The 21,069-nt window shown below is 43.6% G+C and carries 20 protein-coding genes; 13 read left to right on the top strand and 7 right to left on the bottom strand.

The genetic code is table 11. The features are described from left to right. Positions 1-16 precede the first annotated feature (16 nt). From IB196_RS04740 to IB196_RS04690, 11 genes are all read left to right on the top strand, one after another. Positions 17-3,256, top strand: a complete 3,240-nt coding sequence (locus tag IB196_RS04740; protein ID WP_048232686.1) for a type I restriction endonuclease subunit R — start codon at positions 17-19, stop codon at positions 3,254-3,256. Between the two features lie 51 nt (positions 3,257-3,307). Then, positions 3,308-3,901, top strand: a complete 594-nt coding sequence (gene kwaA / locus IB196_RS04735; protein WP_021241921.1) for an anti-phage protein KwaA — start codon at positions 3,308-3,310, stop codon at positions 3,899-3,901. 10 nt (positions 3,902-3,911) lie between these two features. Then, a complete protein-coding gene (locus IB196_RS04730; RefSeq protein WP_021241920.1) occupies positions 3,912-4,883 on the top strand; it encodes a Kiwa anti-phage protein KwaB-like domain-containing protein in 972 nt (323 codons plus the stop codon). A gap of 430 nt (positions 4,884-5,313) precedes the next feature. Continuing rightward, a complete protein-coding gene (locus tag IB196_RS04725; RefSeq protein WP_223236957.1) occupies positions 5,314-6,006 on the top strand; it encodes an ankyrin repeat domain-containing protein in 693 nt (230 codons plus the stop codon). A 656-nt stretch (positions 6,007-6,662) separates the two neighbouring features. Next, a complete protein-coding gene (locus tag IB196_RS04720) occupies positions 6,663-7,103 on the top strand; it encodes a hypothetical protein (RefSeq protein ID WP_001044498.1) in 441 nt (146 codons plus the stop codon). A 15-nt stretch (positions 7,104-7,118) separates the two neighbouring features. Continuing rightward, the gene (locus IB196_RS04715) at positions 7,119-8,063 is read left to right on the top strand and encodes an ankyrin repeat domain-containing protein (protein WP_001062023.1); all 945 of its coding nucleotides are present in this window, start codon (positions 7,119-7,121) and stop codon (positions 8,061-8,063) included. Positions 8,064-8,240: 177 nt separating this feature from the next. Further along, positions 8,241-8,645, top strand: a complete 405-nt coding sequence (locus IB196_RS04710; protein ID WP_031275125.1) for a hypothetical protein — start codon at positions 8,241-8,243, stop codon at positions 8,643-8,645. Further along, positions 8,642-9,871 (top strand): relaxase/mobilization nuclease domain-containing protein, encoded by a 1,230-nt coding sequence (locus tag IB196_RS04705; protein ID WP_060617312.1) that lies wholly within the window; start codon positions 8,642-8,644, stop codon positions 9,869-9,871. Before IB196_RS04710 ends, IB196_RS04705 begins: the two co-directional genes overlap by 4 nt. Before the next feature lie 189 nt (positions 9,872-10,060). Next, the gene (locus IB196_RS04700) at positions 10,061-10,333 is read left to right on the top strand and encodes a hypothetical protein (RefSeq protein ID WP_004114852.1); all 273 of its coding nucleotides are present in this window, start codon (positions 10,061-10,063) and stop codon (positions 10,331-10,333) included. Between the two features lie 48 nt (positions 10,334-10,381). Further along, positions 10,382-10,768, top strand: coding sequence for a hypothetical protein (locus IB196_RS04695; RefSeq protein WP_000713577.1), 387 nt, complete (start codon positions 10,382-10,384; stop codon positions 10,766-10,768). 26 nt (positions 10,769-10,794) lie between these two features. Then, complete coding sequence (locus IB196_RS04690; RefSeq protein WP_000860569.1) at positions 10,795-11,115, top strand: hypothetical protein; 321 nt, start codon at positions 10,795-10,797, stop codon at positions 11,113-11,115. Positions 11,116-11,260: 145 nt separating this feature from the next. Here IB196_RS04690 and IB196_RS04685 read toward each other — a convergent pair whose 3' ends face one another. Next, positions 11,261-11,686, bottom strand: a complete 426-nt coding sequence (locus tag IB196_RS04685) for a hypothetical protein (RefSeq protein ID WP_062856220.1) — start codon at positions 11,684-11,686, stop codon at positions 11,261-11,263. A gap of 982 nt (positions 11,687-12,668) precedes the next feature. Between IB196_RS04685 and IB196_RS04680 the strand changes: the two genes are divergently transcribed. After that, complete coding sequence (locus tag IB196_RS04680; protein ID WP_016239675.1) at positions 12,669-13,235, top strand: helix-turn-helix domain-containing protein; 567 nt, start codon at positions 12,669-12,671, stop codon at positions 13,233-13,235. Between the two features lie 89 nt (positions 13,236-13,324). Here IB196_RS04680 and IB196_RS04675 read toward each other — a convergent pair whose 3' ends face one another. Next, entirely contained in the window at positions 13,325-13,900 is a 576-nt protein-coding gene (locus IB196_RS04675) for a hypothetical protein (protein WP_004114867.1), read from the bottom strand. Positions 13,901-13,911: 11 nt separating this feature from the next. Continuing rightward, positions 13,912-15,366, bottom strand: coding sequence for a tyrosine-type recombinase/integrase (locus tag IB196_RS04670; RefSeq protein ID WP_001530776.1), 1,455 nt, complete (start codon positions 15,364-15,366; stop codon positions 13,912-13,914). Positions 15,367-15,525: 159 nt separating this feature from the next. Here IB196_RS04670 and mutS point away from each other — a divergent pair, with 159 nt between their 5' ends. After that, complete coding sequence (gene mutS / locus IB196_RS04665) at positions 15,526-18,093, top strand: DNA mismatch repair protein MutS (RefSeq protein WP_188232186.1); 2,568 nt, start codon at positions 15,526-15,528, stop codon at positions 18,091-18,093. A 109-nt stretch (positions 18,094-18,202) separates the two neighbouring features. Here the strand turns inward: mutS and IB196_RS04660 are convergent, their stop codons facing one another. The 4 genes from IB196_RS04660 to IB196_RS04645 all read right to left on the bottom strand — a co-directional run bounded on the left by IB196_RS04660 (position 18,203) and on the right by IB196_RS04645 (position 20,962). Continuing rightward, positions 18,203-18,355, bottom strand: a complete 153-nt coding sequence (locus tag IB196_RS04660) for a Hok/Gef family protein (protein ID WP_003034202.1) — start codon at positions 18,353-18,355, stop codon at positions 18,203-18,205. A gap of 339 nt (positions 18,356-18,694) precedes the next feature. Next, positions 18,695-18,931, bottom strand: coding sequence for a non-oxidative hydroxyarylic acid decarboxylases subunit D (locus IB196_RS04655; RefSeq protein ID WP_005130838.1), 237 nt, complete (start codon positions 18,929-18,931; stop codon positions 18,695-18,697). A gap of 10 nt (positions 18,932-18,941) precedes the next feature. After that, positions 18,942-20,369, bottom strand: a complete 1,428-nt coding sequence (locus IB196_RS04650; RefSeq protein WP_005130839.1) for a non-oxidative hydroxyarylic acid decarboxylases subunit C — start codon at positions 20,367-20,369, stop codon at positions 18,942-18,944. After that, positions 20,369-20,962: a non-oxidative hydroxyarylic acid decarboxylases subunit B gene (locus IB196_RS04645; protein WP_188232174.1), complete on the bottom strand. Its 594-nt coding sequence runs from the start codon at positions 20,960-20,962 to the stop codon at positions 20,369-20,371. Before IB196_RS04645 ends, IB196_RS04650 begins: the two co-directional genes overlap by 1 nt. Positions 20,963-21,069 lie beyond the last annotated feature (107 nt).

The following is a 21,069-nucleotide window of genomic DNA, read 5'->3' as shown; positions in this document are numbered from 1 at the left end:
AATAAGGACAATACGCATGGCAAAGATGACCGAATCCGATATTGAAGTAATGGCGATTGAGCACCTGCAAGGTCTGGGCTATGAGTATGTTTACGGCCCGGACATTGAACCCAGTGGCATCAATCCGTTACGTAGCTATCAGCAGGTTATCCTTGAAGATAAAGTGCGTACTGCCCTGCAACGTCTGAACCCGCACCTTAGCGAACAGAAGTGTGAGGAAGCCCTGAAACAGGTGATGCAGATCAGCACACCTGACCTGATGGCAAACAATCTGGCTTTTCATCGCCTGTTGACCGAAGGAATTAATATCGAAGTCAGTAAGGATGGTAATACACAAGGAGAGCTGGCCTGCCTGATCGACTTTAACGATCCCACGAATAATGAATTTCTGGTCATTAATCAGCTCACCATCAAAGAAGGCAACCATACCCGTAGACCGGATCTTATTTTGTTCATCAACGGTCTGCCATTAGTCGTTATCGAACTTAAAAATGCCGCTGACGAAAATGCAACGGTTGCAGGTGCTTATAACCAGATTAAAACCTATCAGAACCAAATCCCCAGCCTGTTTACCTACAATACATTTAATGTGATATCTGACGGGCTGGAAGCCAAAGCGGGGACGGTTTCTGCCGATTTCAGTCGTTATATGACATGGAAAACATCAAACGGCAAAACGCAAGCCACCAGTACCCAGCCAATGCTCGAAGTCCTGTTACAGGGGTTGCTTAATCCTGTAACACTGCTGGATATGATCCGCCACTTTATCGTGTTTGAGGCCAGCAAACATGAAGACAGCAAAGGGATTATCAGTATCCGTACTGTTAAAAAAATGGCGGCTTATCATCAATACTACGCTGTCAATGCGGCGGTACTTTCCACTATCCGTGCCTCGGCGGTGAATGCGGACTCCCCCTCTGCCGAAGTAGCAGTACGCCAGCAGGGGCGTAACAGTAAAGATCTCGTTAATGCGCAAAAAACCGGGGACCGCAAAGCGGGCGTAGTCTGGCATACCCAAGGTTCCGGTAAATCGCTTTCGATGGTGTTTTATACCGGGAAAATTGTACTGGCGCTGGATAATCCGACCGTGGTTGTGATCACTGACCGTAACGACCTTGATGATCAGCTATTCGGTACGTTTTCTTCTGCTACACAGCTACTACGTCAGACACCTAAACAGGCTGATAACCGGGAAGAACTCAAAGAATATTTGCGCGTCGCGTCTGGTGGTGTGGTGTTTACCACTATTCAAAAATTTCAACCTGATGATGGCAGTAATATCTATGAGTTGCTGTCAGACAGAACCAATATTGTCGTTATCGCTGATGAAGCCCACCGCTCACAGTACGGTTTCAGCGCCAAAGAAGTTGACGTGAAAGACAGCGAAGGCAACGTAACAGGTAAGCGCACCGTTTATGGCTTTGCCAAATATATGCGTGATGCCTTACCCAATGCGACCTATCTGGGCTTTACCGGAACCCCCATAGAAAAAACGGACGTAAATACCCCTGCTGTTTTCGGTAACTACGTTGATATCTACGATATTTCGCAGGCCGTTGAAGACGGTGCAACCGTGCGTATCTTCTATGAAAGTCGTCTGGCGAAAATTGCCATCAGTGATGAGGGTCGACAGCTTATCGAAGAGTTTGACGATGAGTTTAACGAGGATGAGCTGACACTTACCCAGAAAGAACGTTCTAAATGGGCCAGAATCGAAGGGCTGATTGGCAGTTCAAAACGCATTAAAGCCATTGCAGCGGATATGGTCCAGCACTTTGAACAACGCTTAAAGTCCAATGCCGATCATGGCAAGGGCATGATTGTTACCATGTCCCGTCGTATTGCCGCTGAATTGTATAAGGAAATCGTCGCACTTAAACCCGAATGGCATAGCGATGATTTAAATGACGGCGTGATTAAAGTCGTGATGACCTCTTCCGCTGCTGACGGGCCAGAAATCGCTAAACACCATACCACTAAAAAAGAACGTCAGGTTCTGGCTAACCGAATGAAAGACGACGACGACAAGCTGAAACTGGTGATAGTGCGTGATATGTGGCTGACCGGCTTTGATGCGCCAAGTATGCATACCCTGTATATCGACAAACCGATGAAGGGCCACAACCTGATGCAGGCCATTGCCCGTGTCAACCGCGTGTACAAGGACAAAATCGGTGGTCTAGTGGTTGACTATCTGGGTATTGCTTCTGATTTAAAAGAAGCCTTGTCGTTCTACTCCGATGCCGGAGGACGTGGTGATCCAGCCGAAGTTCAGGAAGAAGCCGTAACGCTCATGCAGGAAAAGCTGGAAATCCTGGAAGGCATGATGCATGGATACGATTACAAAGCTTACTTTGCCGCAACTACCTCACAACGCCTGACAATTATTCTTGAATCAGAAAACCATATTTTAGGGCTGGATAACGGTAAAGGTAAAATGCGTTTCCTGGCTGCGGTTGCAGCCTTATCGCAGGCATTTGCATTGGCGACACCGCACGATAAAGCAATGGAAGCGGCACCCGAAGTAGCATTCTTCCAGGCAGTAAAAGCCAGACTGAATAAATTTACTGAAAACTCAGACGGATCAGAAGAAGAACACAATGACAGTCTCGAAGTTCGGGTAAAACAGACTATCGATCAGGCTCTGGTTACCGATAAAGTTGTTGATATTTTTGACGCTGCTGGGATACAAAAGCCTGATATTTCCGTTCTTTCTGAAGAATTCCTTCAGGAAATGAAGGATTACCAACACAGAAATATTGCTTTGGAAACGCTTAAAAAACTGCTTTCTGACGAGATCAAGGTTCGCTCGAATCAAAGTATCACCCAAGGCAAAAAACTGATTGATATGCTGACCTCTGCAATCAATGGCTACCAGAACAAGGTACTGACCGCAGCGGAGGTAATTGATGAGCTAATCAAGCTTGCCAAGACTATCCAGGAATCTGACAGCCTTGCCACCCAGTTAAACCTCAGCGCTTATGAATATGCCTTCTATTCTGCTGTTGCAGATAACGACAGTGCTCGCGAGTTAATGGAAAAGGAAAAACTACGAGAACTGGCAGTCGTACTTACGGAGGCTATCCGCAACAATGTCAGTCTTGACTGGACAGTGAAAGAAGCAGCAAGAGCAAAAATTCGCGTGGTGGTAAAACGTCTGCTCAAAAAATATGGTTATCCACCCGATATGTCCTTGCTCGCCACAGAGACCATTTTGAAGCAGGCTGAACTTTTAGCTGGAGAATTAGGAAAATGATTCCCTAAATTTTTAGCATATAAACTATTTTAAGTTATACAGGAGAAGCTAATGGATAGCAGGCCATATCTTAAAACAGTACTATATATACTATCACTGTGGCTTTTATTTTTATCATTATTAATTATGTCCTACGATAAGGTTTTGATAAAAAATGTGTGGGACTATATTTTCACTGAAAATTTTACTTTTCCGATCTCGTCATTGAGAGTGAGAAATATCGTTTTCATAGTTAGTTTGGTTTTCATCTTTATCGGTGCAATTATTTTAATAATTCTTGCAAATAGTTTTGGTTCGGGCTGGTCTGTTGCATGTACTGTATCAGACATTAGCAATGAAAATCATGAGCATTTAGAATTTTTAACCACTTATATAATGCCCTTAGTTTTTACTGATGTCGACAGTAAACGAACTGTATTAAATTTAGGATTGATGATATTTGTCATCGGCGCGATATACGTAAAAACAAATAGGTTTTATTCAAATCCATCACTTGCAATACTCGGATTCAGAATATACAAAGCTAATGTTCATGATAGAGGTGTTAAAAAATGCACAATTATATGCCGTGGTGTTCTAAAAAGCACAGATAGTATAAAGTATATAAAAATCGACGATGAAACTTATTTGGCTAAAATAATATAGAGATCACAATATGTTCACTGACATTGAAAATATTTTACAATCACAGAAAATCTCTGGTGAAGCTTTTTTTGTTGCTGATACTCAAGGTGTTGTAGATATATTTAAAGTTAATCTTGAACCTAATGCCGAAGTAGATCTGACCACTTCATTTTCCAAAAGTATAATGGATAATATCATTGAACCTAACAGAGGTAAGGCAGTAATCCCACTTGTGTCAACATTACTGGAACGAGACAAACAAGTTTTCGAATATGACCATTTAGCAATCAATCACCTCCCTATTGAATTTACGAAGATGAACGATGTGCTAAATTTCGGAGTCAATGGTAATGCAACACAGTTTGATTTCACTACACAAAGCCTTACATCGGTAAAAGCCGTAATTTACCATATTTGTGATGGCAATGGGAACAGTGTAGTAATTTACCAACACAAATACCCTGTTTCACTACATAAGAAAACAAAAAAATCTTTTTTTAGTTTAAATGGCAGAACCTTAGATAAAATAACTCATGATAGTATTGATATAAATGACACTATTGACTTTTTCTTCTTCCAGAATAAATATTACGCATTAAATATTAAATTACTTGAAAGAATGTATGGGTTAGAGAGTGTGATAGATAATCTTGCAAACAACTCAACGCCATTGATAATCAGTCTTGGAATTGTTAACACACAAGGTATGCCAGCACCGCTAGATATTTTCAAGGATATGTATAAAGACAGGGCATTTATGCGTAGACTTGCTATGGTCTCGAAAGGAAGCTTAGTACAAACGGGGGTATCAATACCTCAAATACAACAAGTAATGCAGCAATTCCCTGTTTTTCAGAGAAATATTGATCTGACAGGTGGCTTAGTGAACCTTAATACGAAAGATCAAAAAAGATATTTTATCCGACTACTTAATAATGAAGCTTCTTTTGCTGCCCTCGACAACTCGCCCTTCCTGGCTGTTGAAAAAGACTCCGCTGCTTAAATTTTAAATGAGCATCCTCAAGCCGAATAACTTAAAGGATGCTCTTCAAATTTTAATAAGCATTATCAACAGCAAAAAACCTCATAAAAAACACTACTCATTTAATTTCCAAAATTAAGAAGAACATTAATAATCACCATTATATTACATGATCTTTTCCATATCCTATAGCATTACTCTCTAAAGTATTAATATCTGAGCCTCTAATTATCTCCTTTATACAGATCAGTTCCAATATGGATAAATATTTTTGTGAAAATGGTTAACCCACATCACATAGGATAACCTTAACGTCCCTATGTTCCATTAAGTTAAGAATAACCTCAAACAAACCAAATCAGATCCCCCCCTAATAAAACAAAAATAAATTTGAATACCGTAAAATCTGGTGTCATTAATATCTTGAAAACAACAAAAAAGGAGATAAACAATGATATCAAGCGAAAATAATAAAAATAACCTATTCCGTGTAAAGTCTAAAAATGGTGTCCTTCGTTGCCTTAAGGCTGGCGTGGATATAAATACCTGTAATGAAAAAGGTCAAACAGCTCTTTTTACCTGTAATGTACCTGAAGCTATACAGGCAATGATTGACGCTGACATTGACATTCACCACTTGGATAATGACGGTAATAATGCATTATTCTATGCTCAAAATGTTGAAACAGTGGAACTTCTTGTCAGCAATGGTATTAATGTTAACCACCGGAATAAGTCAGGTACCCTTGCGATTCAACATATTGATGTTTCACCAGGGTTAGTAAAATATCTTATCAAAGCTGGACTAGATATCCATACCAAAGATAGCTATGGCAACTCCTTTCTTTTCATTCCATTTGAAGGATATGTATACGATGCACTCATTGAGGCTGGTTGCGACATTAATCATAAAAATTTAAGCGGGCAGACAGCATTCGATTACTGGCAGTCAGAAAACCACAGCATAGCTGGTAAATATACTCACTGGGAATCTAAAAACGATAACTACATTCGTTTTCTTATCCGTAATATTCATCTTAAAGACAGTTCAAAAATTGTATTCACGAACATTACATTTAAATCAATTGAGCTGTTGTCGTTACTTATAAAGCAAAAAAATGAATTTGAGATAAGTGATAAGTGATAAGTGCATTATCACACCAACAAATGCCGACGTTAAAAAATTAATTTTACAACTAAAGAAACTGACAGACATTAGTCATGTTTGGTTTTACATAAACAGTACATATCTACTGACTCACTATGCAGGAAGACTGCTAATTAAATGGTTAATATGTCATGATATAAAAGTTGATATAGAATCACTAAAAGAACGCTACTTCTATGAAGAAATCCTCCAGGAAAAATCACAGAGAGAGCAAAAGGTTTTACCAACAACGATTCAACCAGTTACCTGTAAAGCAATTACAAAAAAAAGATTATGAATTGAATCTGCCTGAACACTCTCCCCTTGGCTTTAACCTTTAGTTAGATAGCCAAGGGACGCTAACATCATTAATTTAATACAAAGCCCCACATTGCACCTTAGCACTTTGAGAAATTTATTTTTAAAAACACCCTCATCGCCAATTCATACAATATCAATTACTACTCTCAAACCAAATCAATCAAATAAAACACAGCACTTTTTGATAAAAATAATTAACAATGAAAAACAACACCTTATATGAAATATAATAAAAATATATCTATTTAATTAAATAAATATAAAAATATATTTGCATTTTGTTTATTTAATAATATATATTTCCTTTGTTAATTAAATAAAGGAGAACTAAAATGAATAAAACAAACTATCCAAGCCTGACTAACTATCTCGCAAAAACAAAAAAGAACGCAGATCTTTATAGATTATATAATCCACAATTTTCTTTTTTCTGCAAAAGTGACACTCAGGAGCAAAGATTTTATTTCGATTATTTCTCAAGACATATGGTCTCGAAGAGAAATATTTTAACCGTATTCTCTATCTATACATTCACCTCTTATAACATGAATAAAAAAGAGACAATAAAAAATTTCATTCGATTTCTCAAAACGACGAATGAAAGTACATTCCATAATGCTTTTTCATTTCGCGGTGGTAACATTTTGTATGTAAGCAACAAAAACATGTTGAAAGAGATCTCATGGTTTTCACTCGCTCGAATTTACGAAGACATTAAAAAAATAAAGGAATATAAAACCAACCATGACAACTATATCAGATTAGTCGCTTAACAGAGGAGAAAAATTATGAATAACAACGCAATAAATGCATTACTCTCTTGTAAAACTCCAAAAGACATTCAGGCTTGCATTAATGCAGGCTCCGATATTAATACACTGGATTCGTTTGGAAGAAATATACTGTTTTACTGTAAAAACCCAAGAATGATTGACACTCTGGTTAAAGCAGGAATAGATTTTAACCATGCTGACAACTATGGTCACAATGTTTTGTTTAACCAGCGAAATCCTCACATACTGAAAAAATTGATTGATTCCGGCGTAGATATACACCACAAAAATGGTCTCGGCCAAACCTGTTTATGCTCGTTAGCTGATAATATATCCTGTTGCAAAACCCTGATCAATGCTGGAATTAATGTCAACAATGTGGATAAATGCGGAAGAACAATACTTTTTTACGTAAAAAATCACTCTATCTTTGATTTGATGGTTCAGGCCGGTTGCGATATAAACCACAGAGATAACCAGGGTCACGGTATTTTTGAAATTTGCTATTCATTAGGCGATTTCAAAGCCAAAATGCTCATTCGTCATATTAGTATGAAGGATAGCAGTCCAGTAATTTTCAACTACCTCAACAGCGAAAGTCTGCAGATAATGGATTTGCTTCAGAAGAAAAACCTTAACTTTACTATCTCTGATAACTGCCAGGTTTATCTAAGTGCCAATGAAAATGAAATGAGCTCTTTCTTCAGTGAACTAAAGAAGAAGACAGATATCAGCAACACACATTTTCGCCATATTGTACTGCGAGGTTATGATTTACGCGGGGACATTGAAACCATTAAATGGTTTATCCGCAATGACATCAAAATAGATAAAAAACAACTGGAACAGCATATTCGACATGATGAGATTTGTAAATATATAGCAGAACATGAGAGAAAGAAACTTAGCGAAATTATGAAACAAACAATCTCTTTAATGCCAGTAAAACGTAGATTGTAACCTCCACCCCTCCTCACTGTCATAATGAATTTAATATGAACCCTATTTTCACCCAGAGCAGATTACCTAATTAGCAATCTGCTCCACCTATCTTATTTATAAATTTCGACACTGCCTTGACTTATTTTACCAATGCGCTAACTGTAGATCATGAACACATTTTAAAAAAGGTTAGATATGCATAAAAATGAAAGTAAAGAAGATCTATCAAGAAGCTCAAGAAGAGGTAAATTCCATACAGCAAAATATACACCTAATGAAGTTCGAACTCACTGCGTCAGCGTTCGGTTAAACGAAGAAGAATTATCTATTCTCGATAGTAAAAGAGGCCCTTATAAAAAAGGGGAATGGCTAAGAATGGCATCCCTCAACAAACTCCCACCGGTGTTACCTGAAATCAATCGTGAAGCATGGATTAAACTCGGCAACCTTTCACAGGATTTAAACCGCCTGCTGAATCATCTCGACAGCAAAAGCCCTGACAGCGAACTGACCCGTACAGAACTCTTCGCCCTGCGCAGACAAATCAAAACTCTCAGGGATCACCTTATTCCATCAACCTTTCTGGAGCAAGACCAGTGAAAGGCATGCAGAAAATAAAGCGGGGTAAACAGTTTGCAGGTGTGGTTCTCTATAGCCTTAAGTCAGGATCTCACCACAAAATCACGCCTTATATTATCGGTGGCAACATGACGGGAAGCACTGCTGCTGAACTTATCAGTGAATTTGAAGGCACAAGACTACTGCGCCCCGGTGTCGCCAAACCTGTCTGGCATAATTCGCTTCGCCTGCCAAAGGGAGAAACACTGTCAGTCAGACAATGGGCGGCATTCGCTGACGATTATATGACCCGGATGGGATTCACTGAAACCCATCTTCGCTGCTATATCATGCACGATGATTCGGACGGGCAGCATATCCATATAATAGCTAACAGAATTAACATGGTCGGTGGGAAGCTGTACCTTGGGAAAAATGAAAATCTTATCAGTACCCGGATTATCAGCGAGCTGGAGAAAGTCCACAAACTCACTCAAACCACATCTGCAATCAGTAGTCATAGTCAGGAGAAAAGAAAGCCTTCCCGCAACGAGCTGATGATGGCTGAAAGAACGACAACTCCCTGCCCCAGGTCCACTCTGCAGAGCCTGATTGATAATGCGTTAACCGGCCGCCCTGATTTGCTGACTTTTATCGCTATGCTGGAAAAGGTAGACGTCAGCTGCAAACCCAATATCGCCTCAACGGGAAAAATGAACGGCTTTTCATTTCAGTACCAAGGTATTGCCTTTAAAGCCTCTCAATTGGGTAAAAAATATGGCTGGTCTTCCCTGCAAACATTGATTGATTTCGTACCGGAACATCTGACTTTACTGAAACAAGCACAAAAGCCAACAGTACCTGCACCTGTGCCATTAACAGTGCCAATGCCAATGCCAATGCCAATGCCATCATGCGAGTCTGAAGAACAGGCTGCAAACCGGGAAACGATTCTGGAGAAAATCCATCAGCTTGAAGAAAAAATTCGTCTGGAAAGACAACAGGAGACAGTGGGTATCATTCAGCTCAGGAGCAAGCTGCACAATACAACCCGTCAGATACCCCGCCAGCGTCGCCTGAAGGCGTGGCTTTTACTACTCAGCCAAATTGTTGTACTTCTAAGGCGCAAGGGACTGTCACTGCTGCATGCCACAATACATCATTTCCGCAAGATTCTTCATCTGCACCTATTAGAACCCATTCCTTTCACAGCCGGTCATTCCCTTCAGGAACAATCAGTTAGTAATAACCAGCACCTCACACCATAAGAATCCTTAGTTTATAATGCAATGATAGTCAATAAATTATTGATCGTTTATATAGATCGATAATTTGATTACAATAGTTAAAACCAATCACAGAGCAATCATCGATCGGTACAAGCAATTTTACTAAAGCGGGTCATTCATCGAAAATGTTCAAAAATACATCACCTTAAATCAGGCCATGGAGTCATGATGGATAATAAAACGATTAGCTGCCCCTTCTGCTTTACACAAAGCCCGCACGGCGTGCGGATTTGCAAAGGCTGCCATGCAAAAGTGGCCTATGGTGAAAGTCCGCTCAGTGTGGCATTCCTTTTTCAATTCGTGGCATTAGCTCTCGCCTGGTTAGTATTTTCATTGACCGGCAGTACTCCTGTCTCAGTCATTACGTTTTTTGCCAGCGTTATTATTCTTATCTGCATAATTAAAAAGACCTATGCAGACAGAGTTATCTTTATACGGTGATATTAATTTCACACCACAGCAAACATAAAAAATTAACATGAGGGACCTATGAAAAAATTCATTACTTCTGCGTTTTTTATTTCCGCTTTACTTATTTCTGGCTGTTCGACATCAGGCAATCAGCATCTCAAAAACGAAACATCACAAAGTCTGCAGTCAAAAATCATCAAAAATAAAACAACGAAATCAGAAATAATTACCGCATTAGGCGAGCCCGAAACCAAGACTACACTTGATAGTGGAAATGAAGAATGGACTTATTCGATGGATAACAATCAGTTTGATGCCACCACATTTATTCCCGTTGTCGGGCTGCTGACGGGGGGCTCACAGACGCAGGCCAAAACGCTGGAAATCGAATTTAAAGGAGAAACGGTCAGCAAATGGTCGTTCTCTGAAAATACAAGCAGAATGAATACAGGTCTGATTCAATAACTCACGTTACAGCCAGGGAATTATTTATGAAAACTTATGCCGTTATCACACTCGTTACCGCTGCATCGTTGCTGAGTGGCTGTAACAGCGAACCTTCCGAACAGGATATTTACACTGCCATGAATAAGGTCGTTGCGCAGGCGAATGCTTTCGTGAAATCTATAGCAGGCAAGGATGTCCCAAAAGACGCACTGCGCGAATTAAAATCAGTCAAAAAGCATGACTGCGTAGAAGTCTCTGATAAAAGTTATAAATGCAATGTGACGGCTATTGTCGATAACGAAAAGCGTACTGCTGCTGTAACCCTTGTCAAAACGGATGATGGCTGGCAGGTCGTTGATAAGTAAACCCACCTTAAAGCCATCACGACAGGCGGGACGCCAACTGGGTGGCTCCTGCCTTTTTAATACTCGATTTTGACCTGCCGGAAACGCCAGCTCCATTTCTCTCCACCATTCAGCATCCCATTCCTTGTACACGCTGCTGCCGCTATCAAAGTCTTTTCCTGATCACTGAGCCTCGCGGAGTATAAGCCAGAGAGCCTGCAATGCGTTTCTTTTCATACTGAGCCAGCAAATCAGCATAAATATGCTCTGCTTCGTCCAGATTGCCTGAAATATAATTCACAAGTGAATTCAGGCAATGCAGCAATGTATTGCTGTTTGCAAGCTTCCTGAGCAGAGTTGTGTTCAGGGTTGAAACGACTCCTGTAAACATCTGCATAATATTATCAACGTGATAACATGAATTGCGATACTGCGCCCGTGAATAAAAATACTTCAGATGATACCCGGCGAAGAGAACATAAAGTTTTTTGTAAAAGACATTGTTATTAACGCTGTTGTGATGATGGGTTATAAATTTATCAACAACATGTATAAACTTTTCCTCCTGAGATAAAACATCAATAGCACTCATAATTTTCTCCATTTTTTGTTTTTATAATTAAGTACTATCATCTTCAAAAATAAAATCAATAGTAATTTAAAAATATTTTTATAAAACAATATTTATTCTATTCTCACTTAAAACAGCTTTCACTGTGGAGATATTGAGTCCTCCAGATTGCATTACTATTTCATATTTCAATTATCTGAGTCATTTCCATATTTCAGATAAAAAAACCACAGGAATATTTTTGAGAGCGTGCTACGCACTGGCTTACGCCCCGACTACCGATAAATGTTAATTATTTTTACCAAACCGGTGAAAACCATAATTTTGTTTCCCTGGCAGCGCCGCTGAGTGCCCACAGCACTCACTCGCTGAAGCAGAAAGGGTTTTTCCGAAGGGTCCCGGCGTGAGCCGTACTCAGCAAATGGGCAAATCATGTATCTGTGTTCGCTTTCCCGATCAACTCAGCCTCCTGATTTTTTGCGCGAAGCGTATTTGTAATGACAGTTAACCTCAGGTCTATGAACTCGTGCGCGAAGCGTATTTATACTTACAGAAAATACTGTAGTAATGTTCTGAAGCCCAATGGCGCAACACACAGTTGCGCAGGCTTCACTTAAGAAATGATATAATGTAAGAAAAACAATAATAAAAGTGTTTTCATCAGGTACACCAAGGCCTTGAGTATCGTTCTAATGCAAAACTGTGGTTTCTTATTTCTTTATCACTCTTTTATCTTGCAGAACACAATTGAAAATTAACCAATAAAATCAAATAATTAAACAAACCCTGCCGTTATTAATTTCAGAACCAAAAATCATTAATTACATAACAGGTGATGGTGAAATTTAGCACCCCTTGTTTTAAATTTGATAACCAACCATCTCCCACTAAATAACAACCGTAAAATCTCAAAGTAAATACAATTAAATAATACTACCAACCAAGTTGACAAATAAATTAAATGTGCCATATATGTAATCACAACAATAAAAAAGGAGCCATCATGTCAATCACAAGCGTTGTATTAACTAAAGAACAAAAGTCCATTATTGCAGAAGCATTAGAGGTTATGCCCGAAGATCTGGAAGAAATAAAGATTAAAGCAAATAGCTATAAAAAAACGTCATTCAGAGACGATTTCTCAATGATATTCAAAGGCAATATGGCCACACTCGCCAGGATGGATTTGACGCCCACAGCGTTTAGAATTGTGCTTTATCTCTTCTCAGTAATTGATTATGGAAATATTATCCCTGATTTTTCACAGTCACGTATAGCCAAAGATCTTGGGCTGAATAAATCAAATGTCTCACGCGCATTCAAAGAGTTATTTGAGAGAAAAATACTTATTCGTGACGCCATAGATAACCAAGTATACCTTAATTCAAACTTGTGTGTTAAAGGAATCCCTCGTCGTTTCAATGAAGATCTGATGGATAAATTTAGAAAGTCCAGACTGGAGACAGAAGACTTTGCCAATTCGTTTAACTTTTATCGTGCAGGGAGTAAAACAAAGCCGGTTAAAAATCCCAAAAGAAGATATCCTACAGACGGCATTCCATTTGATTAAAATAATAAATAATGCTGTTGAACAATTTATACTTCCGCAAATGACTATTTCCCAATATAAATTTAATTTTATATTGGGAATGAAATTAATCATAAAATATCATTAAGTATATGACGTTCTTGTTCAATTTCACATGATTTAACCATCCCACTTAGTACACTAACAAAAACGTCATTCCATTTCTGGCGCTCTCTCGAAGCATGCCAGTTCTCAAACAACACTTTCTCAAGAGAGATCCAAATAACTTCTGCGCGAGAGGTATTTAATAGCTCCTTGAATACTTCGTCAGATACAGTAAGGGCATGAGAATAAATTTTATTATCAATAGTCCAGAAAGGCTCTGGCTTGGTAAAATCAGCCAAAGAAGCAAAAGCCAACCCACGGACCTGTGCTGCTTCCATTGTGCTGTTCACTTTATGATTATCCCGCCAGGTTTTTAAATCACCCAACAGATAATTTACGCGTTGATTTCTTGCTTTGCTATCTTCAGCCTGGTATTGGATATAAGCAGGGCCATTACCAGTCTGGCGATAACGAGCCAATGTTTTGACACTTACACCAAGGTAAAGGGCCGAAACTTCAGCACTCAGGGTTGCATCATCTGGCATACTACCAAATAGCCGCCATACTTCAGCATATTCCCTTAAAGTATCGATTGCACTCATTCCCTGTCCCCCTAATTTGTTGGCAATGGTTGATATTTCGCCGAAGCCAAAAGTGTATTATACAACTCAGGTACTGTCATCAGCATATGAAGCTCAATCCGTTGAAGTGCCTCAAAAACTCGCTCGTTATCAGGCTCAGCATATCTTTCAGTAGGGTCCGTGGTATTACGGTGGTTAAGCAATCTTTTCACCACTGCATACGAAGTTAGTTCTTCTGCAACACGGCCAAAAGTTCTTCGCAGATCGTGCATTCCCAGCTTCATTATTCCAGCTTCCTGACAGATATACTCGCGCAAGCTTTTACTGTCAGAATAATGTCCAACCTTGCTTCGTGATGAACGAGCCGGAAAAACCCATTTGCGTTTATCTGCCCGTATTTCGGTATCGTTGACGATATCTCGTCGGTCTTCCAGAATTCGCTTTGTAGCATCACAGATTGGAAGCTCATGGTCGTTACGATTTTTCGTGTCGTAAAAGCGAATAACCCGGTTTTCGAGATCGACATAGCTTGTCGTTCTGACTTCCTCTTCTGTCAGGGCCTCTCGCCAGCACAGTGTTGCTGTCTCTTCTTTCCTGGCTCCTGTCAAAATGGTCAGCAACAGATAATCACAACCCAAACGATTAAAACCTCTCTTATTGTGTAATGCAGCTAGAAACCGTCCCAAAGTATCTTTGGGGGACAATGGATTTCGTACGCCCTTGGCACGATAGCTATCTTCCAGCTCAGATCGTGTTCTGAACTTCTTCTGTACCTTTAAAATTGAAAAAGGATTATAGGACAACGAAGGTTGTCGTTGCTGGGTCTGAGCATTCCCAGCTTCAATCTCGATTGCGTGTTTTACAGCAACATTGGCCCACCTAAAAGTCTGTTCTGCTGCTGTTCTGGCTCTTGAAGCAATCTCGTCAAACTTTCGAAGGATTTCATTACCAGTAAGATCCTTGATTCGAAGGTTTTGCCATTCTTTCAACCGATTCTCAGCTTTGTCTAACACATTGAGAGTGTTTGGTTTAGCAGGTTTGGTTCTGCCAAGTAAGTGACTCCTGTATTGGGCAAAAGCTTCACTCACGGTCAATTCAGCCAGATCGAGTTCCCTTTTAATCTTGTTGGGATTTCTCTTTGTTGCAATCATTGTCTGAACCAACTGCCGAGCTGCCTCACGGGCTTGATCGATACTCGGAAAATCGGACACATTCCCAACCTTTACTTTCAAGACAGAGCTTGGCTTCTTACCCTCACTGACATTACGATCTGAAGAGGCTACTCTTCGCTGGATTACATAGGTTTTTTTCGTCAAACTGACCTTCACACCGAAGCCAACGGGTGAATCTCGATGATCGTCAAAAACTATGTAAGGTTTTTGGTCAGGGTTGGCTTCGAAAACGACTTTTCCAGAGCTACTGAGCTCAGGCTTAACATTAATACTTAACTTGTTGATAATAAAAGCCTGATTGAGAGTTGTTTTCAAAGTATCACCACCATTTGTAACCCAAAGAAGGAGTACAACCAATCTATCACGCTTTGGGCTACAAGTGAGCTACAAATTTATGGGTTTATGTGGGTTTAAAGGGGTTTTACCTGGGGCCATATGAGCACTTGAAAGAATTAAAAAATGAGTAAAATCAATATGAATGAAGACATTGATAAGGACTTCTCTAGCCATACCCCCATGATGCAGCAGTATCTCAAGCTGAAGGCTCAGCATCCGGAAATACTGCTGTTTTACCGCATGGGCGACTTTTATGAACTGTTTTATGACGATGCGAAACGCGCGTCTCAGCTGCTTGATATCTCCCTGACCAAACGCGGTGCATCCGCAGGTGAGCCGATCCCGATGGCGGGCATTCCTCACCATGCGGTCGAGAACTACCTCGCCAAGCTGGTCAATCAGGGTGAATCTGTCGCTATTTGTGAGCAGATTGGCGATCCGGCGACCAGCAAAGGGCCGGTTGAACGCAAAGTGGTACGCATTGTCACGCCGGGTACCATCAGCGATGAAGCACTTTTACAGGAACGTCAGGACAACCTGCTGGCCGCCGTCTGGCAGGACAGTAAAGGCTTTGGCTACGCTACGCTGGACATCAGTTCCGGGCGTTTTCGCGTCAGTGAACCCGCAGACCGTGAGACAATGGCTGCGGAACTACAGCGTACCAACCCCGCCGAATTGCTGTATGCCGAGGATTTCGCTGAAACTTCACTGATTGAAGGACGCCGCGGCCTGCGTCGTCGTCCGCTGTGGGAATTTGAAGTTGATACCGCCCGCCAACAGTTGAACCTGCAGTTTGGCACGCGAGATCTGATTGGCTTTGGCGTGGAAAATGCCCCGCGTGGATTATGCGCCGCCGGCTGTCTGCTGCAATACGTCAAAGATACCCAGCGCACTTCGCTGCCGCATATTCGTTCCATCACCATGGAACGTCAGCAGGACAGCATCATTATGGATGCCGCCACGCGCCGCAATCTGGAAATTACCCAGAACCTGGCGGGCGGCGTTGAAAACACGCTGGCGTCAGTACTCGACTGCACCGTGACGCCAATGGGCAGCCGTATGCTCAAGCGCTGGCTGCATATGCCTGTGCGCGACACTAAAATCCTCACCGAGCGCCAACAAACCATCGGCGCGCTGCAGGATGCCACCAGCGAATTACAACCCGTGCTGCGTCAGGTGGGCGATCTGGAACGTATTCTGGCACGTCTGGCACTGCGTACCGCGCGTCCACGCGATCTGGCACGCATGCGCCATGCCTTCCAGCAATTACCGGAACTGCGCGCGCAGCTGGAAAGCGTAGACAGTGCCCCCGTGCAAATGCTGCGCGAAAAAATGGGCGAATTTAGCGAACTACGTGAACTGCTGGAACGCGCCGTCGTCGAAGCACCACCCGTGCTTGTACGCGACGGCGGCGTCATTGCCCCGGGCTACAATGAAGAGCTGGACGAGTGGCGAGCGCTGGCTGATGGCGCAACTGACTATCTGGACAGACTGGAAATCCGTGAGCGCGAGCGCACCGGTCTGGATACGCTGAAGGTTGGGTTTAACGCCGTTCATGGCTACTACATTCAGATCAGCCGTGGGCAGAGTCATCTGGCACCGATTAACTACGTGCGTCGCCAGACGTTGAAAAACGCCGAACGCTACATTATTCCGGAACTGAAAGAGTACGAAGACAAAGTTCTGACGTCAAAAGGCAAAGCGCTGGCGCTGGAAAAACAGCTGTATGACGAGCTGTTCGACATGCTGTTGCCGCATCTGGCAGATTTACAGCAGAGCGCCAGCGCGCTGGCGGAGTTGGACGTACTGGTCAACCTGGCCGAACGCGCTTATACCCTGAACTACACCTGCCCGACCTTCACCAATAAACCCGGTATCCGTATTACTGAGGGTCGTCATCCGGTGGTTGAACAGGTGCTGAGTGAGCCGTTTATCGCCAACCCGCTCAACCTCTCGCCCCAACGACGGATGCTAATTATCACCGGGCCGAACATGGGCGGTAAAAGTACCTATATGCGCCAGACTGCGTTGATTGCGCTACTGGCCTACATCGGCAGCTACGTTCCGGCGCAGAAAGTGGAAATAGGCCCGATCGATCGGATCTTTACCCGCGTGGGCGCGGCGGATGATCTGGCATCCGGTCGTTCTACCTTTATGGTAGAAATGACCGAAACCGCCAACATTCTGCATAACGCCACCGAGAACAGCCTGGTGCTGATGGATGAGATTGGGCGCGGCACCTCCACTTATGACGGTCTGTCGCTGGCATGGGCGTGCGCGGAAAACCTGGCTAATAAAATCAAAGCATTAACCTTGTTTGCCACCCACTACTTCGAACTGACTCAGTTACCGGAAAAAATGGAGGGCGTCGCGAATGTGCATCTGGATGCGTTAGAGCACGGCGATACCATCGCCTTCATGCATAGCGTGCAGGATGGCGCGGCGAGCAAGAGCTATGGTCTGGCAGTAGCCGCCCTGGCAGGGGTGCCGAAAGAGGTTATTAAACGCGCGCGGCAAAAACTGCGCGAACTGGAAAGCATTGCGCCAAACGTTGCCGCGACCCAGGTCGATGGTACACAGATGTCGCTGCTTTCAGTGCCTGAAGAAATCTCGCCCGCCGTTGAAGCGCTGGAAAACCTCGACCCGGATTCGCTAACACCGCGCCAGGCGCTGGAGTGGATCTACCGGTTGAAAAGTCTGGTGTAACGTTGTAATGCCCGATGGCGCTTTGCTTATCGGGCCTACGGCAACGCGAGAATGGGTGCAAGAGGACGAAACCAGACCATCAAGACGCGGGGTTTCCCCCGCGTTGTTGCTACTTCTTCGGTTCGTAAGCGAGAACAGCTTTAAACTCCATACCACGTTCTTTAATACTTAACTCGCACAACGAATCTCGCACCATTAACGTGAATCCCAGCGCCGTGAAACACAGCACTACAATTGCCACAAGGGCATATTTTGTCAGCATGTCTTGCCTCCCTGCAAAGAAGAGACTAACATCCAAGTGGTCTAGGTTTGAACGCTAGCCTCAGGTTGATAGAACTATCTCCTGGGGCTTTTGTCTTTCCGGGACCTAACAAATGCTCAAAACCCAAAAAGCCTCAAGCACCCGCCGCTATTCTATTTCAGGTGTCATCTCTTCAAATAAATTAAGCCATTCGCTACGAGCTTGCTCGCAAAATAACAAACCCCGGATATTCCGAGGCTTAATATTGGTGTGTCCTTCCCGATGGCGCTATGCTTATCGGGCCTACAAAATACCGCTATATGTAGGTCGGGTAAGGCGAAGCCGCACCCGGCGTGTTGATTAGCGCTTATCTTCTGCCAGCAGCGGTGGAATACTCGGCACCATCGGTGCGTCATCCATATCTTTTTGCGTCATACGAAACGCCTGCGGGTAGTGCTCGCGGCTGGTGCGGCGTAGCGGTTCGGTATTACGCCAGGTGTACAGACAATGCTGGCACTGATATACCGTCCAGACGCCTTTTACCGGCGAGTTCGCCATCACTTCAATATGTTCATCGGCACAACGTGGACAAATCATCTGCAACTCCTTATTTACGGTTAGCCAGCATGGCGGTCAGCTTTTCAGCCCAGGCTTTCGTTTCCGGTAAATCACATACCGGCTGGCTGTAGTGCCCACGGTTATCCGGTGCAACCGGCGTGGTGGCATCAATGATTAACTTGTCGGTAATCCCCGCCGGACTGGAACCTGGATCAAGCTCCAGCACCGACATATTCGGCAATTGCACCAGATCCCCCGCCGGATTAACTTTCGACGACAGCGCCCACATCACCTGCGGCAGATTGAACGGGTCAACGTCCTCATCAACCATAATCACCATTTTCACGTAACCCAGACCATGCGGCGTGGTCATCGCCCGCAACCCTACCGCACGGGCGAAGCCGCCGTAGCGTTTTTTGGTGGAGATAATCGCCAGCAAACCGTGGGTGTACATGGCGTTCACCGCCTGTACTTCCGGGAATTCGGCTTTCAGCTGTTGATACAGCGGTACGCAGGTTGCTGGCCCCATCAGATAGTCGATTTCCGTCCACGGCATCCCAAGATACAGCGATTCAAAAATCGGTTTACTGCGATAAGAGACTTTATCGATACGCACGACAGTCATGTTACGTCCACCGGAGTAGTGACCGGTAAACTCGCCAAACGGCCCTTCGATTTCACGCTTACGGCTTTCAATGACGCCTTCGAGGATCACTTCTGAACCCCACGGTACGTCAAAGCCAGTGAGTGGTGCGGTAGCGATCGGATACGGGCTTTCACGCAGCGCGCCCGCCATTTCGTATTCCGACTGATCGTACTTCAGCGGCGTAGCCCCCATCAGGGTAATAATAGGATCGTTACCCAGGGTGATGGCAATCGGCAGGTCTTCACCACGCTCTTCCGCTTTATGCAGATGCAGCGCGATATCGTGCATCGGCACCGGTTGCAGGCCCAGCTTACGCTTGCCTTTTACTTCCATACGGTAAATACCGACGTTCTGCTTACCGAAGTTATCCGGATCCAGCGGATCGCGCGACACAACACAGGCTTTATCGAGATAGAACCCTCCATCGCCATCGTTCAGGCGAAACAGCGGCAGAATATCAAACAGGTTGATATCGTCACCGTCGACGCTGTTTTCCGCCCACGCCGGGTTGGCACGACGCTCCGGCGTAACCGGAAATTTATCCCAGCGGCGAATGAATTCATCGATCTGTTTTTTCACCGGCGTATTCGGTGGTAAACCCAGCGAGATTGCATGGTTCTGCCAAGAGCCGATAGTGTTCATTGTCACACGGGCATCGGTAAATCCACGAATATTGTCAAACCACAGCGCCGGCGCCCCGTCGCCAATACGTCCGGTGGCATTGGCAGCCGCTGCTAAATCCGGTTCGGCGTTCACTTCTTCACTGATTTTCAGCAATTGTCCCTGGTCGTCCAGCGCCTGCAAAAAGCTACGCAAATCATCAAATGCCATTACTCATTCTCCTGTAAAAAATTCTGCGCCTGTCGTAATCCCTGCCAGCGACGGGCGTTGGGGTGTTCCAGACCAAACTGATCGAGCACGCGAGCCACAATGTGTTGCGTGATGTCATCAACCGTTTGCGGGTGGTTATAAAACGCGGGCATCGGCGGGACCATCGCGACGCCCATGCGGGAAAGTGCGAGCATATTTTCCAGATGAATAGTGCTCAGCGGCATTTCACGCGGAACCAGCACCAGCTTGCGCCCTTCTTTCAGCACCACATCAGCGGCACGCCCCACCAACCCTTCCGCATAGCCTGCACGAATACCGGCCAGGGTTTTCATACTGCAGGGGATAATGATCATGCCGTCAGTACGAAACGATCCGGAGGAGATGGTCGCCGCCTGGTCAGCCGGGTTGTGGCAATAATCGGCCAGCGCTGACACATCGCGGACGTTGTACGGCGTTTCCAGTTCAATGGTGGTTTTGGCCCACTTTGACAGCACCAGATGAGTTTCCACCCCCGACATTTCCCGCAGCGCCTGCAGTAGCGACACACCAAGCGGTGCGCCAGTCGCCCCGGTCATTCCTACAATCAGTCTCATTTCATCCTCAAAATTGTTCGTATGCGAACATTTTTATTAAAATACTCCCTCAAGGCATTCCGGGCAAGGGTACCTCGCACAGATTGTTAAAGCAGCAATGGTTAAAC

The organism is Citrobacter sp. C6_1, assembly GCF_014596835.2.
GTDB lineage: Bacteria > Pseudomonadota > Gammaproteobacteria > Enterobacterales > Enterobacteriaceae > Citrobacter > Citrobacter pasteurii.
Note: the sequence above shows the minus strand (reverse complement) of the source record. Positions and strands in the feature narration are given on the sequence as shown.